Here is a 14,029-nt window from a genome sequence, read left to right as displayed (position 1 = left end):
AGCGCTCTGGAAATTGAACGAATCTACGTCTTAAAAGAATTCCACGGAAAACGTGTTGGACAGGTACTTTACGATAAAGCAACCGAAATTGCAAAACAGAAAAGTTCGGAAAACATGCCCATTCACTTCCACTGTTAAGGTTGTAAGCCCGTACAATTTAGTGATAAAAGGAATTGCACATCTATTTCAGGTATAGTTATCATAATTGAAAAACTACGTCGTTATAATCTATAAATGTTTCTTCCCTTACAATAAAAACTTTGCTTTCTATCGCATCACCTATTTTAATTAAGGCCTAAACATTAGGGTCTTCAATCCCACTGAAATAATCATCGCGATTTACTGTCTTATTTTATCGGGGAGTGCTATATTCTTCATCTGATACCTGTTGCAGCCAAACTACGGGAGCTCTATCTGTATTCGTGCCAATTGCAAGGTGGCTCATTTCACTATCAGGAGCTGCACCGTGCCAATGCACTATGTTCGGGTCGCACTTTATAACATCTCCTTTATTAAGTTCACGCACAGCTTTGCCTTTCTCACCATATCTGCCTTTGCCACTTGTAATTAATAGTAATTGGCCGCCGGGATGGTAATGCCATTTTGTTCTTGCACCTGGTTCAAATGTTACATTGCCGATTGATGTATTAAAGGTGGAGTCGCCGGGTACCAACATATGAAGCCATGCCGTACCAGTAAAGTTATTATTGGAAATTTTTGTGCCTTTTGGAAAGACTGTATTTGTACTTATGTAATTGCTTTCTGACGAACTGATATTGGTTGTCTTATTTAAAACTGACTGCAAAACTATGTCTGCTTTTCGTCCTTCTTTTTCACCAACCTTTGTTTGTATTACTGATACAATGTTTTTCAACTGCTGTTCCGTAAGACCTGTATTTAATCCTACATTGAAGTGAGACCTTAACTGATTTTCTGTACCACCTAGAGTAGCTAAAACAGAAATCGTAACAATCTCCCGGGTTTTCCAGTCTAATGCATCTCTACTGAATATATCAGCGAATAAATGTTCTTTAAGAAAGACATCAATAATTGGAACAAACTTCTGAGGAGCACCGGTTGTTGTAGAGCCGGTTAATTTTGTTTGGACCTCTTTTCCTCTATTGAATTTGTTTTTCGTTTCAATAATCTTTGATGATTCTTTACCGTGCACATCATTAATCCCTTTTTGTCTGCGTTCAAGTACAACAGCCTCTAATGTGCTTATCGCATTCAGACTGCGAGGAAAGCCTGCGTAGGCATATAGATGTACAAGTAGTTCTTTCGTTTCATTTATTGATAAACCCGCATCCAAGCCATCGTTTAGTGCTTGTTTCAATTCCGTTAGATCGCCTTTTGCAGCAAAGGCTGCAATTGGAATAATGCTTTTCTGTCTTTTATCTAAAGTGTCAGATTTATTGGCATTTAGTTGTGCATTAAATTCTATAGTGGGCACTAACAAAAGTACAAGAAGTAAAAAAATATTCCGTCGTTTCATACCTTACTTTTTATTTATAGGACCTTAATCCAAATTCTTATCTTTTAAAAAATCAGAAAGATGATCAGCCACTTCGATGTTGTTTAAATCGGACATTGGGAAATGCGTGTTGCCTTTAATTCCTATGTCTGGAAGGTGGATAAGTGTAACATCGCCACCGTGTTTATTCACTGCATCTGTCCATAATTTTGCCATAGCGAGGGAAGCCCGCCATTGCTCCTGACCAGGGTTTTGTGTTGGCTGGTTAGGGATGTAATCTCCGTAATAGATGATGATGGGTATTTTTGTCAGCTGCATAAATTCCGCCATTGGAACTCCGGCTGCTTGCAATCTTCCGCCCAAATACTCAATTGCATTAGGAACCTGACCTTCCGGGAACACAAATCCACTTCCCGGTTCATAGGATGCAATAGCTTTTATATTGCTGTTTTTTATGGCCGTTCGCCAACCTTGCCCTCCGCTATGGGAATGGGTTACTAAGATGCCCTGTCCAATTTTGTTGAACAATGCTGATACCGCATTTGTGTTTGCTTCCATATCAATAGGACCTGTATCAGGAACCATTTGTCTGTAAAACTGATTTACGGCTTCCGGCTCTTTTGAAAATTGAACACCCGGAAAGAAATCTTTACCGACACCGAGACGGAATATGCCAAACCATAGTTGTTCATCAGGTGCTGCCGAAATGCTCATAGGCTTTGTGCTTCGACCTGCTCTACCACGTCTCGGCTGATCAATCAGATAAACAGGAAACTGCCTGCGCAGGAATATGTTTTGAAAACCTTCCCGCCCATCAGGAGTTGTTTCCCAGGTTTTTGCGGACTGCCCATATCCATGCCAAAACACTAATGGAAGTTTTCTTGGGTTTTGCGGTATCTGATAAAATACATAAGCATGATCGCCGTGTAATGTTTGGCCTGCTGAAGATTGATTTGCCGGATTGAAAGCACCATGTTTTATTGGATCGAATATACCCGGAGCTTTTACTACTGTACCGCCAATTGCAAAACTGCCCTGTTCCTTGAGTAATAATTGTCCTGCTGTACTCGTGAGCGGAGTTGTGGCACATGCAGGAAGTAAAATGCTAACCATAGCGGATAGCAGTACTATATAAAGACTGTGCTTTATGTTTTTCATTTTATTCATGTTTACTATTTTTGCGACTATTTATTTACTGATCCTGATCTCTTTTAGCCATTGTTTTACATTTTTTTCTGCTTCCGTCAGCTTCGCACCTTCCATAACAAAAAGAACTCCGTCTCTTTCTATTCCACCCTTCATTTCAAAGCCTTCCAATACTTTACTGTCCTTAGCTAATTGCTTAATGGTTTCAAAGCTTGTTCCTATGCCATAACCTGCATTTGTATTGAAGGGAATGACTGTCTTACCACTTAAATCATGCTGCGTTAAAAACGTCTTCATTGGCGGGGGTAGTTTCATTCCCCAAGTAGGGAAGCCAATAAATATTACATCATATTTTTGTATGCTATCAATGTTGGTTTTTAAAGGCGGAAGGAAACCTGTTTCATTTTCATTACTCACCTGCTGCACCGTGGCCTGATAATTATCGGGATAGGGTTTTTCTAATTCAATTGCTACTAACTCTCCACCAACATTCCTTTGAATGATCTCTGCTATTGCTTTTGTGTTATTGGTTCTGGACAAATAAACAATCAATACTTTCTCCGGATTTATAGTACTATCGTTTTTTACAGTGATGTTCTTCTTTTCAGATGCAGAGCAACCCGAAAGCAACAGAATTAATGCAAATAATAGGTTGGTCATAAACGGAGAATTTTTCTTTGCTAATATTGATATTATTTAAGTTTGACTGGTCTTGTCAGTCTTGAAAAGGTTAGTGACCCCATCTTCCATTTGCCTTTCTCGCTTACATACACTTCCGTTACCATAAAAGGATTTACAACTTCGTTTCCACCAACTACAGCCACCAGGTCTATATCGTTCAAAAGGATGGCGGTGTTTCCAATTATATTTACAGAAGCAGAATAAACTTCAGCTTTTTTGTACCATATACTACCGCTTCTGATCACTTCAAGTTCACGTTCCTTTCCCCAACTGCCACCCATGTGAACGAATACGGACTTTTCATGAAAGAGGTCCTGGAGTTGATGGGTTTTTTTTTCTGCCATCCAAAGCCACTTTTCTTTTGACAGCGCAATGATTTCCTGTTCAGAATTTGAACCTATCGGAGGTGACGAACTGTTCTTTTGTGGTGAACAGGCTGTGACCACTATGATTAAGACAGACAGACAATGAGCCGTTTCATATTATTTCATTGGTGACTCTACTCCTGACATATTGAGAACTCCTTGTGGCAGACGCAGTCCCTTGACCTCGATGGCTCTGACAGCCGAATCCAACTCATTGATTTCAGCGGACGTGAATTGAACCGCAGCCGCCCCGCTGTTTTCAATCATGTGATCCATCACTGTTGTCCCCGGAATTGGCACGATCCAGGGTTTTTGCGCCAATAGCCAGGCGAGTGCAATCTGAGCAGGAGCAACTTGCTTACGCTGTGCCCAGGTCTTTATCAGCTCAACCAATTGCATATTGTGAGCCAAGCTCTCAGGCGAGAATCTTGGAGTGCCTGCACGGAAATCGCCGGGTGCGAATCGTGTATTGGCGTCAATCCAGCCGGTTAACAGTTGGCAGTCCAGAGGAAACCAAGGCACAAAGCCTATTCCTAATTCTTCGCAAAGCGGTATCACCTGTCTTTCCGGATCGCGGGTTGCCATTGAGTACTCATTTTGGATAGCGGTCAGCGGCAGTGCGGCATGAGCACGACGGATGGTCTGGATGCCCGGTTCGGAAAGTCCCCAGTGCAGAACCTTACCTTGTTGCATCAGTTCCTTAATTGCTCCGGCGACATCTTCAATAGGCACTTTCGGATCAACGCGGTGCTGATAGAGAAGGTCAATACGGTCTGTTTTCAGGCGCTTGAGCGACCCTTCAACCGCTAGTTTTATGTGCTCGGGATTGCTGTTTAGCCCACCGGGCTGCCGCTGACCGGTCACAGGGTCAATGGCAAACCCGAACTTCGACGTAATCACGACGTTGTTGCGAAATGGCTGAATCGCATCACCGAGAATGCGCTCGTTTTCAAAAGGTCCGTAAGCCTCCGCGGTGTCGAAAAAAGTAATACCGCGGTCGTATGCGGCGCGAATAATGTTGATCATTTCCGGACGGTATGGAACCTCGGTCGTGTACTTCCGATGCATATTCTGAACGCCCATTCCGATGGCCGAAACCTCAAGTGAGCCGAGTTTACGTCGGGACGCTACTTTAGGCTTTGGAGGCGGAGTGACGGCAGCTGAAATGCAACCCAAAGGTAATACCGTGGCACCCGCCAGCAGTAAACCATTCTTTAAAAGATCGCGGCGGGATAACCCTGTCTGTTCTTTTTTACCTGTGTTATTGTCCATACATATGATTTTGTAGATTGACAGTCGATTTTAATTTCTGAAAGCTACTAACGCTTCACTATTTCAGGTTTTTACCATAAAAGTCTTTGAGCTTGTTCATTGCCTGATCCACGTATTCCGGTTTCCAATAGGTTTGTATATGGGTCGCTCCTTCTATAACAAAGATCTCTTTTGTCTTTGTGCCTGTAGCTTTTGCAAACGCCTCTTCAGTCATGTATTTAGTATCGGCCTTACTACCTGCGATCATCAGCAAAGGCTGGTTGATTAACTCTATTTGATTGGTAGCATCCCAGGTCATTAAATCTATCAAACTAACCGTAGTGTACAGAAAGGTTGAATTTGGATGTGCGTGTGATCTATAATAATATTCGTATCCTTCGCGATAAAGGTCAGTAGTAGTGTTGGCAATTTCTTCATCAGTAATGCTTGCTACCCCTGAATAAAGTACTTTTCCTCCTGCTGCTTTCTGGGCACGGGCATCAGTAGCCGCTTTTAACCGCTCCTGGATAGTGGCTAAGCCAGCATTCTGAAAGCCATTACGTCTTACTACACCGGAGTTGAACATGCTTAGTGTTGCTACAGCTTTAAACCGTTTATCGCTTTGTACAGCCTTTAGTGTGTAGCCACCGCCACCACAAATACCCAAAATTCCAAGGCGGGTTGCATCAACCCCTGCAAATCTTGTTATAAAATCAGCCATACCGTGAATGTCTTCCACACGATAAGCAGGCTTATCGGTATGACGTGGCTCTCCACCGCTTGCACCCTGGTACGATGCGTCAGCAACAATGGTTATATAGCCAGCCTCCGCTAAATGCTGTGCGTATAATCCTGTTGTTTGTTCTTTTACACCACCATTAGGATGTGCTAACACTACTGCCGCATATTTCTTCGATGCATCGTAATCGGCTGGTATGTAAACATTTGCAGCAATATCAATGCCGTTAAGTTTATAGGTAACCGGGTGGATGTTTACTTTTCCATTTTCGTTTTTGGTAATCGCTCCCTCATATACCAAAGTCCAGGGATTTTGTTGAGATTGGGTACTCATCGTTTGGGCTTTTAAAGAATAACTATCCGCCGCTGAAAGCGCTATTGCTAATAATAAAATTGTTGTTGTTTTCATTCTAATTGTTTGAATTGTCAGCTGAGTTAAACTTCAAGTTTTATTTCGCCTAACCATTTTACCATTGCGGGATCACGGTGGTCAAAGAACAGGCTTGCTTTTGTGTCTAATGTTTTAATGGCTTCCAGGTCTTCAGTAGAGATTTCAAAATCGATACTGTTAAAGTTCTCTTCCATTCTTTCCTTGCGAACTGATTTTGGAATGACAACAATACCTCTTTGTGTTAGCCACCTCAATACAACCTGTGCTACAGATTTATTGTACTTCTTACCTATAGAAACCAATACCTCATTGTTAAACAGGTTGTTTTTGCCTTCGGCAAACGGGCCCCATGATTGAATTTGGACATTGTTCTCCTGCATGAATTGTTGTGTCTCAATCTGCTGCTGAAATGGGTGCGTTTCAACTTGATTGACAGCAGGAACAACTTCGTTGTGAACAATTAAATCAGTAAGCCTGTCGGGATGAAAATTGCTTACACCAATTGCCCTGATCTTACCTTCTTTATAGAGCTCCTGCATAGCTCTCCACGCCCCGTATACATCACCGTAAGGTTGGTGAATTAAGTAAAGGTCGAGGTAGTCTAATTGTAAGTTCTTCAGTGAAGCCTCAAACGATTTCTTTGCACCTTCGTAACCATTTGATTGTATCCAAAGTTTCGTTGTAATGAACAGTTCCTCTCGTGGTACTCCACTGCTTTTGATAGCTTTACCTACTGCTTCTTCATTCATGTAGGATTGGGCTGTATCAATAAGGCGATAACCTGTTTCTATGGCATCTAATACGCTTCTTTCACATTCTGCCAAATCCGTCATTTGGAAAACTCCAAATCCCAGTATTGGCATCTCTACACCATTATTCAATTTTACTGTTTGCATACTCTTTGTTTTGAGATACAAAGGTCTATGGAATTATTTTCGTCTCTGGTATACAGATTGCGGATTTATCTACCATTATTGCTGATATGAATTTATAAATCATTACCCTATGTTTTGAATGTATAAATTTGTAGTACTAAAACATTTGAAAATGCATAATGTGTATAAGTTCGAGACGGTAAGTGAATACAATGTATTGAATAATCATGAGACACTGCATCCCCTGGTAAGTGTAATTGACTTCTCAAAGGCAGCTCCCAGGTCATGGGGCGGAGAAAAGACGGTTCGGATCAACTATGGTCTCTATTGCATTTTCCTAAAGGAAGTGAAATGTGGTGACCTGCACTATGGCAAACATACCTATGATTACCAGGAAGGGACGCTGGTATTTGTTTCGCCAGGACAAGTGGTTACTATTGAGACTACAGGTGAGATCTATCAACCAAAAGGTTATGCCCTCGTTTTTCATCCTGACCTCATACATGGCACCACGCTTGGCAAGCATATTCAGGATTATACATTCTTCGGTTATCAATCCGATGAAGCACTGCATATCTCACAACGTGAAAGAAAGATTGTGATGGACTGCCTTTCAAAAATTGAGTATGAGTTAGAACAGGCTATGGATAAGCACAGCAAAAAAATCATTGTAGATAATATTGAATTGTTTTTGAACTATTGCACCCGTTTCTATGACCGTCAATTTTTAACGCGTGATAATGTTCATAAGGGCATTTTAGAAAGGTTTGAGACTTTACTAAACGAATATTTTCAATCCAATAAGCCTCAAACAGTCGGTCTTCCATCGGTATCTTATTGTGCAAGTGAATTGAATTTGTCTTCCAGTTATTTTGGGGACCTCATAAAGAAAGAGACCGGTAAAACCGCGCAGGAATACATACAGGCAAAAGTGATTGATGTTGCAAAAGAGAGGATATTTGACCAGAGCAAGTCGGTGAGTGAGATCGCTTATGACCTTGGCTTTAAATATCCGCAGCACTTCACCCGGCTTTTTAAGCAGCGTGTAGGCAGCACACCTAATGAATATAGAAGTTCGGTAAATTGAGCCCTGCGGTGCGGAGGGGCTAGCAGATATCGTCGGTAGCTTACTTGCTGAATGTTGTTGGCATCTAAAGCTATTATACAGTGAACAGATTCGACTTATTTTAAGATTACTTCATATACCGGCAAATTAATTTTTATAAATTAATTTTTAAATGATAACCGACAAAGAAGACGAAAAGATAAGAGGGGGGATTACTATTGGGCTTTGAATGCGAAAAGGTGATGAATATCAATGGTGTTTCCTCATTACTGTTGCAATGCGGGAAAGGGATAATATCTCGGTGTCGTTTGAAAATTCGTTTAATTGCAATTATGTTATTTGCTGTGGCAGAGCCGAGATTATTAATCACTCAAATTAAGCTGATAGGAAACTAATCGGCCGCCCCCTGTCTTTATCAAGGCGCCTATGTCGTTCATGTGCTGCACGTTTCTGGTTGCTGTAGCTTTGGAGGTTTTATTCAGCGACATGTATTTACTTGCCGTCAGGCCACCTTCGAAAGGAGCACCTCCTTTTTCCATCATCCTGTAGACTGCTTTAAGCTCTCGGTCGTTAAGTTCAAATTTGAACCTGTCAAAGAAGTTCACTTTCTTGAGTGTGAACAATACTACATGTTTAGAATCATCTAATGCATCCTAAAGGATACTGAAAAAATACATCATCCAGTCTGTCTTATTTTTTGAAAGTGAAAATTAAGGAAAAATAATGAAGGAAAAAAGGGGTGTAAGGACGTAAGCAAACTTTTGCAAAAGAAAAATTTTATTTTTTAGTATAAAAATTTACCTATTAATCTCATATAGAAGAACGCAGCATAATGAAATGCCTGTTTTAGTTTGCTTTGGAAATATTCTAATTCATATGTTTTTTTTTGAAAAAAAATAAAAAAAAGTTTTTTGCCAAAAAGTGGTTACTGCCCTTACTGCCATAAAATAAAGAAAAGCGATGCTTTTTACACCGCTTTTTTGAAAGATAAATTTTATGGCTGATTTTGGGGAAAATCATTACTAATTTGGAAACCTGTACGGCAACTTTCCAACCGCGGAATTATCGGTTTCAATATGTTCTTTTTTTCGTGCTCTTCGATCTACTTCATCAATATCGAGAACATTTACAACGTAAACATAACTTTTATTTCTTACGATTCTGGTAAAGCCATGTTTCTTTAAAGCTTTTCCTAATTTATTGACTGTACCGTCTGTCACATTTATATTCGCAACCGTTGCCAGGCGGACCGCAATTTGAGAAGCATTCAGGAAAGCGTTTCCTGTTTCTCTTGTAGCAGGTTCAAACCAAGTCAGTAACAGTTCTTCTTCCGGGCTCATTAATTGGTACTGCTCGTCGTTCGCGTTGATATCCTTGATTTCCTCCTGGTTGAACCAATGGCGGAAACCGTCTTCCATCGTGTGAAAGTTAAGTAGAACGGAGGAATGAGATCATTTACATAGTTCCATCAATCACCTTCTCCCTTTCCGCTTCCTTTTCCAACACTCATCTTCCTGTGGTGCAACATAAGTTGGCTTCAAAACGTTTTCAAGCAGCTCTTCGGCTACTTCTAAAATAGAATCGTCGGCCTTTTTGGCGGAAATTGTACCCGTTTGATTTTGCGAGTTCACATTTATTACACTTCCAAAATTTCCATCAATCGCTGCCAGAGAAAAACCATCGAATTTCCTATAAAAAAAACCGTTTTTTGGAAGGGTGTCTTTCAGGTGAGTTATTTTATTTATCCAAATGTCTTGAAGTTCTTGCTTTTGATTGGGTTTGAATTCACCTTTGTAATGAACTTTCATCTTAAGACCATCCTGGTGCATTTTTATTCGCAGATCAATTAAAGAATTTGAATTTTTAAAATGTTTTGCGATGGACTGTTTTATCTCGAAAAGCAGTTTAATTTCCGAAATATTTAATTTGTTTGAGATTTGAGAAAGCGTGTAACCCGCTTTATATTGCTTTTCGGTATTCGGATTCTTGTCTTTCTCCAGAATAATCCGCATTCCAGAAATGCCATCTTTGATATTCGAGGAAAGTTGCACATCAAAACCTTTTGCGCGCATGTTTGAAATCAATTCTTCAAAATTACCCGATGACTGCAAACATTCTGTAAGGTTGTGCAACATTGCGGCTTTCTTCTCCACTCCAATCTCCACATCCGTTTTCAGATTTCGTTCTTTGCAAACCTGCCGCACTGCTTCTCCGAATCGTTTTCCGATGTCGTGTGCTTTTACGGTGCATTTTCCACTAATATTTATCCGGTTTACAATAAAATGTATGTGTTTTTGTTTGGTGCTGTTGTGAATATCCAAACGGAATTGATTTTTCGCGGTTACTCCAATTTTACGCAGTGCGTCAAGTGTGATCTCTGTAAGTTCTAAATCTGAAAGTGATTTCCCTGCTTCTTCAGGTGGAGAAATATAGCCAGTTAAAGCCCATTTTGTTACCTTCGGATTTCGGTTTGCTACAGCATTCATTTCCAGAAACTGGTCTGCAGGTTGGTTGCTCAAAAGGTAATTTAAAGCCGCAGCCTGCGCCATTCCTTTGTCATTTGCATTATATTCAAATGCGATTTTGGAAACAGCTCTTGTAGTTGCGGAATTATTCATCCCTGTCAATTTTTGAATACAGATATTTCCTAATCAGTCGCAATACTTCCTCTATTTCATCCATAATTCGCTTCTTGTTTTCAAACATATTCCATTCTCGATGTCGCAGGAGATTATTAATCCGAATGAAACTGTTTCCATAGGTGAGTAGGAACTCATCATTTTCAAATTCTTTTATTTTGAATGTTTTTTCCAGATATCTTAATCGCGCGTAAGTAGATAACCTTAAGTTATATTTTTGACTTTCTCTTATACTATCCTTATATTCCATATCTGTAAGCCGAAAGGAAACCACTTTCGTTAACTGTGAATTCGATTTCGTTTTTAAACCTCCTTTTCTACCAATTTCTTGAAAGTATTTTTTTCTTTTTTCAGCATTGATTCTTTGCTCTTTTTTTTGTGTAGTTTTTATCAAAATTCTCTTTAAATAATTTTCTTCCATAGCTGCGTTTTTTTTCTTTTACTATTTAATTCAAATTGCATTTCTGACGATAGGAGGAAATCAAAAATCTCATTTTTACAAAAAAGCGTTACACGCTTTTTGTAAACAATGGGTACTTTTTGCACTAACATCCTACTCTATTTTTCCCTGATCTATTTTACGCAGGTGTATGATTTTCGACCTGTGTAAAAAGAACACAGGCTGAAGCATTTTATAATTTTTGAAATCATTTTTAACCTGGTATTATTTTACTCACCGTCTTCTATATTTTAAATGCCTTTCTTCTCTAGGATTATTCTGGATCAACCACTCGTTTACATCCTTAAAACCGGAATATAAAATCCGACCGTCTTCTGCACTTTTCATTTCATTTTTAACCAATTCAACGGCTCGAGTGCCTGCTTCGTCATTGTCAAAATAGAGTTCAATGTTATTATAATTTTCAAGCACTGTCTTAATTTTATCAATCATCGAAACTGAATTCAAAATGATATAATCCGAAGTTTCTTTTTCCAGATAATTTTCTACTTTTTTAAAGGAGAGAAAGTCAAAGAAGCCTTCGAATATCCTTACCTCTTTGGAATCATTTTTTATTGAAGTAATATCCTTTTTGCCCAGACAAATTTTAGAATAAGCATTCCGGATTTCGTATCCACCAGAATCATTTTTAAAACCTATTCCGAAATAATTTTTATCGTTCATCCGATAATGAACTTCCTCAACCCATTTTTTTTGATCTTCAACATTCCGGCTTTTTAAATAATCTAATAAAGCAGGATGCTGAATTTCCTTGAAGTCAATTATTTCGTAACCTTTAGGAAGACTTTCTAATTTTAAATTTTGATTTAGATTTAGATTTTGCTTTTGAAAGGAAAAATCAAATGGTTCCAGATATTTCAACGCATCGCTTACTGAGCATCTTTTCATTGCTTGAACAATGGAGATGCTATCATAACTTTTTCCGGTACCAAAATCGAATGCCGTATTGTTTTTAAAATCAACAGATAAACTTGGAGTTTTTTCTTCACGGTCAAACGCAAAATAAAATGCGGTTCTGGGATTTTCTTTGCTTGGGAAAAGAGAAAAACTTTCCAATACCGCTCGGATTGATATATTTTTTGCTTCTGAACAATTCATAATAGTTGTATATCTTTTCTATGTTTTTTGCTAAACAACCTACCTACTTACCCACTTACTGGTAATCAGTTAATTAAGAGGCTTTTTCTTGCTTACCTTGATTTACCTACTTACCCATTTTATTTGAATAGGTAACTTTAGGTAACTCTATTAAATTCTACTTACCTATATAATGATCTGATAATAAATCTTTTAAAAACTTTAGGTAAGTAGGTAGGTTACTTTGTTATTTTAAAATTAATCTGTGGTTTTCAACCGAACTAGATAACCATAGATCTGTCTTTGAGGATGTTTTACACGAGGAAATTTAAAAGATGATAGTGCTCTTCCAATTTTTAAATGGTTTAATCGAATTCCCTGCGTGCTCAAATCCATCATCACCTCGGTCGCAGTCTTGAATTCTTCCAGATTATCCGATGGTTCATAAAACTTATTGACCATTTCCTGCTCTAAAGTCATCTGCGTAAATCTCTCATTCCTCTTTTCATTTTCAGAGATATCTGCCAGAGTCAGTTCCGGACTAAAACCTTTTCTCTTATAAGCATTATAGTAGGCTTGCGACCAAACTTTATCAATGCATATTTCCAATGAGTAATTAAAGTTTATTTTCTCGGTTACTTCAAAAATGATCCAGCGCACGCTTCCCGCTTCATCAGTTAGAAAATCAGTTTTGTTAGTAGAACCCACGAAACTGCAAATCCGGTCCAGATACTCCGCTTTTCGTGCATAGGGAAGCCTTTCATTGATGTGGGTTTTTGAAATAAATGCTTTCAATGAATTAATATCTGCTTTGGCCAAAATGGAGAGTTCGTCTAAATTGATAATCAAATTTTTACACAGTTTAATTCTGCTGTCTTTATCCAAACCAATATCTTCTGAGAGGTAGTTCATCAATTTCCTGGGAATAAAAAATCTCAGATACGTTGATTTTCCACTGTTTTGCATGGTATTGGCAAGTACAAGGCAATGCTTATTGATTTTTTCTTTTTCTAAAGCACACAAAACCGCTCTGGTAAACCATTTTTCCATATGATACCGAAAAGCATTATCATCGTTGGTCTTCACATAACTGCAGAGATTTTTGATGTGATCTTCTCCGTCCCATTCGTCAAGACTTTCAAAATATTCCGAAATGGGATTATACTGGAAAATGAGATGGCTTCTTACCAGGATTTCTAATTTATTGATGGGAATATCAATTCCAGATTGAGTGAGCTCTATAAACAAAGAATTTAAGTTGAGATCGGACCACTTTTTATCTGAAATACGTTTGATTTCAAACTCCAGCGATATTGTATTAAATCTCAAAGAATACTTTGAATTAAGATATTTCAGCGTTCGGTCAAATATAGTTTTGCCTGCCGTATCGGTTTGATACAGAATTTTATCTTCCTCCATAAAAATTTTGGTATTGGGAAGCAGTAACAAATATTTGCTATATTTGCTCTTTACCTCCAAGTGAAACAATAAGTAAAGCCTGACTACTGCTATAGTGAGGCTTTTTTATTTTCTTCTATCCTTTCCGTATTGAAGTAATTCTTTTTTTGAATAAAAGAATCGCCCATTGAAGTTGTAATGAGGCAAATCTTTATGCTTTCTCCAATCGATAATTGTTGGCATGGAAATGTGCAAGAATTTTGCAGCTTCATTTTGAGAAATTAGATCTTCTGGTTTTTCTTCAGAAGATTGAATGGGAAGTCTAAATTCGCTGGCTTTGCTAAGAATTATTTCCACCGCCTTTTCAAGATCACTTTTAGAATGTGAATAAAGTTGTACTGACATATTATTGCTTTAAATTGGTTTTAATTCAAATGCAATAATATCAGTTTAATATCTATTAATCAA

General features: G+C 38.6%; 15 protein-coding genes and 1 pseudogene. 2 read left to right on the top strand and 14 right to left on the bottom strand.

Annotation, left to right across the window (positions count from 1 at the left end):
• A pseudogene (locus OA84_RS11385) lies at positions 1-102 on the top strand (GNAT family N-acetyltransferase); the annotation flags it as partial.
• Between the two features lie 250 nt (positions 103-352).
• Here the strand turns inward: OA84_RS11385 and OA84_RS11535 are convergent.
• From OA84_RS11535 to OA84_RS04020, 7 genes are read right to left on the bottom strand one after another with little or no spacing between them, the layout of a single operon-like run.
• The gene (locus OA84_RS11535; protein ID WP_052252095.1) at positions 353-1,495 is read right to left on the bottom strand and encodes a carboxymuconolactone decarboxylase family protein; all 1,143 of its coding nucleotides are present in this window, start codon (positions 1,493-1,495) and stop codon (positions 353-355) included.
• 24 nt (positions 1,496-1,519) lie between these two features.
• Positions 1,520-2,641, bottom strand: coding sequence for an alpha/beta hydrolase (locus OA84_RS04045; RefSeq protein ID WP_084060830.1), 1,122 nt, complete (start codon positions 2,639-2,641; stop codon positions 1,520-1,522).
• 21 nt (positions 2,642-2,662) lie between these two features.
• Complete coding sequence (locus OA84_RS04040; protein ID WP_039342568.1) at positions 2,663-3,280, bottom strand: flavodoxin family protein; 618 nt, start codon at positions 3,278-3,280, stop codon at positions 2,663-2,665.
• A gap of 32 nt (positions 3,281-3,312) precedes the next feature.
• Positions 3,313-3,747, bottom strand: coding sequence for a nuclear transport factor 2 family protein (locus tag OA84_RS04035; RefSeq protein ID WP_262493304.1), 435 nt, complete (start codon positions 3,745-3,747; stop codon positions 3,313-3,315).
• Between the two features lie 36 nt (positions 3,748-3,783).
• Positions 3,784-4,938, bottom strand: a complete 1,155-nt coding sequence (locus OA84_RS04030; RefSeq protein WP_039342564.1) for an aldo/keto reductase — start codon at positions 4,936-4,938, stop codon at positions 3,784-3,786.
• A gap of 58 nt (positions 4,939-4,996) precedes the next feature.
• Positions 4,997-6,064, bottom strand: a complete 1,068-nt coding sequence (locus tag OA84_RS04025; RefSeq protein ID WP_039342561.1) for an alpha/beta hydrolase — start codon at positions 6,062-6,064, stop codon at positions 4,997-4,999.
• A gap of 26 nt (positions 6,065-6,090) precedes the next feature.
• Positions 6,091-6,942 carry an aldo/keto reductase gene (locus OA84_RS04020; RefSeq protein WP_039342558.1) on the bottom strand — a complete coding sequence of 284 codons (852 nt, stop codon included), beginning with the start codon at positions 6,940-6,942 and terminating at the stop codon, positions 6,091-6,093.
• A 151-nt stretch (positions 6,943-7,093) separates the two neighbouring features.
• Between OA84_RS04020 and OA84_RS04015 the strand changes: the two genes are divergently transcribed.
• On the top strand, positions 7,094-8,008 hold the full coding sequence (locus OA84_RS04015; RefSeq protein ID WP_039342555.1) for a helix-turn-helix domain-containing protein: 915 nt from the start codon (positions 7,094-7,096) through the stop codon (positions 8,006-8,008).
• Between the two features lie 341 nt (positions 8,009-8,349).
• Here OA84_RS04015 and OA84_RS04010 read toward each other — a convergent pair whose 3' ends face one another.
• The 7 genes from OA84_RS04010 to OA84_RS03980 all read right to left on the bottom strand — a co-directional run bounded on the left by OA84_RS04010 (position 8,350) and on the right by OA84_RS03980 (position 13,966).
• Positions 8,350-8,610 (bottom strand): Fic family protein, encoded by a 261-nt coding sequence (locus OA84_RS04010; RefSeq protein ID WP_156965029.1) that lies wholly within the window; start codon positions 8,608-8,610, stop codon positions 8,350-8,352.
• Positions 8,611-9,009: 399 nt separating this feature from the next.
• The gene (locus OA84_RS04005; protein ID WP_039342549.1) at positions 9,010-9,405 is read right to left on the bottom strand and encodes a DUF3874 domain-containing protein; all 396 of its coding nucleotides are present in this window, start codon (positions 9,403-9,405) and stop codon (positions 9,010-9,012) included.
• 54 nt (positions 9,406-9,459) lie between these two features.
• Entirely contained in the window at positions 9,460-10,605 is a 1,146-nt protein-coding gene (locus tag OA84_RS04000) for a relaxase/mobilization nuclease domain-containing protein (protein WP_156965028.1), read from the bottom strand.
• Positions 10,598-11,047, bottom strand: a complete 450-nt coding sequence (locus OA84_RS03995; RefSeq protein WP_039342546.1) for a hypothetical protein — start codon at positions 11,045-11,047, stop codon at positions 10,598-10,600. Before OA84_RS03995 ends, OA84_RS04000 begins: the two co-directional genes overlap by 8 nt.
• Before the next feature lie 252 nt (positions 11,048-11,299).
• Entirely contained in the window at positions 11,300-12,184 is an 885-nt protein-coding gene (locus OA84_RS03990; RefSeq protein WP_052252093.1) for a toprim domain-containing protein, read from the bottom strand.
• A gap of 237 nt (positions 12,185-12,421) precedes the next feature.
• Positions 12,422-13,582 carry a VapE domain-containing protein gene (locus OA84_RS03985; RefSeq protein ID WP_039342543.1) on the bottom strand — a complete coding sequence of 387 codons (1,161 nt, stop codon included), beginning with the start codon at positions 13,580-13,582 and terminating at the stop codon, positions 12,422-12,424.
• Between the two features lie 105 nt (positions 13,583-13,687).
• The gene (locus OA84_RS03980; protein ID WP_039342541.1) at positions 13,688-13,966 is read right to left on the bottom strand and encodes a helix-turn-helix domain-containing protein; all 279 of its coding nucleotides are present in this window, start codon (positions 13,964-13,966) and stop codon (positions 13,688-13,690) included.
• Between the last annotated feature and the right edge of the window lie 63 nt (positions 13,967-14,029).

The sequence above is a fragment of the Kaistella solincola genome (assembly GCF_000812875.1).
In the GTDB taxonomy this organism is placed as follows: Bacteria; Bacteroidota; Bacteroidia; order Flavobacteriales; family Weeksellaceae; genus Kaistella; species Kaistella solincola.
The sequence above is the reverse complement of the archived record's forward strand: the minus strand, read 5'-3'. Positions and strand labels throughout refer to the sequence as shown.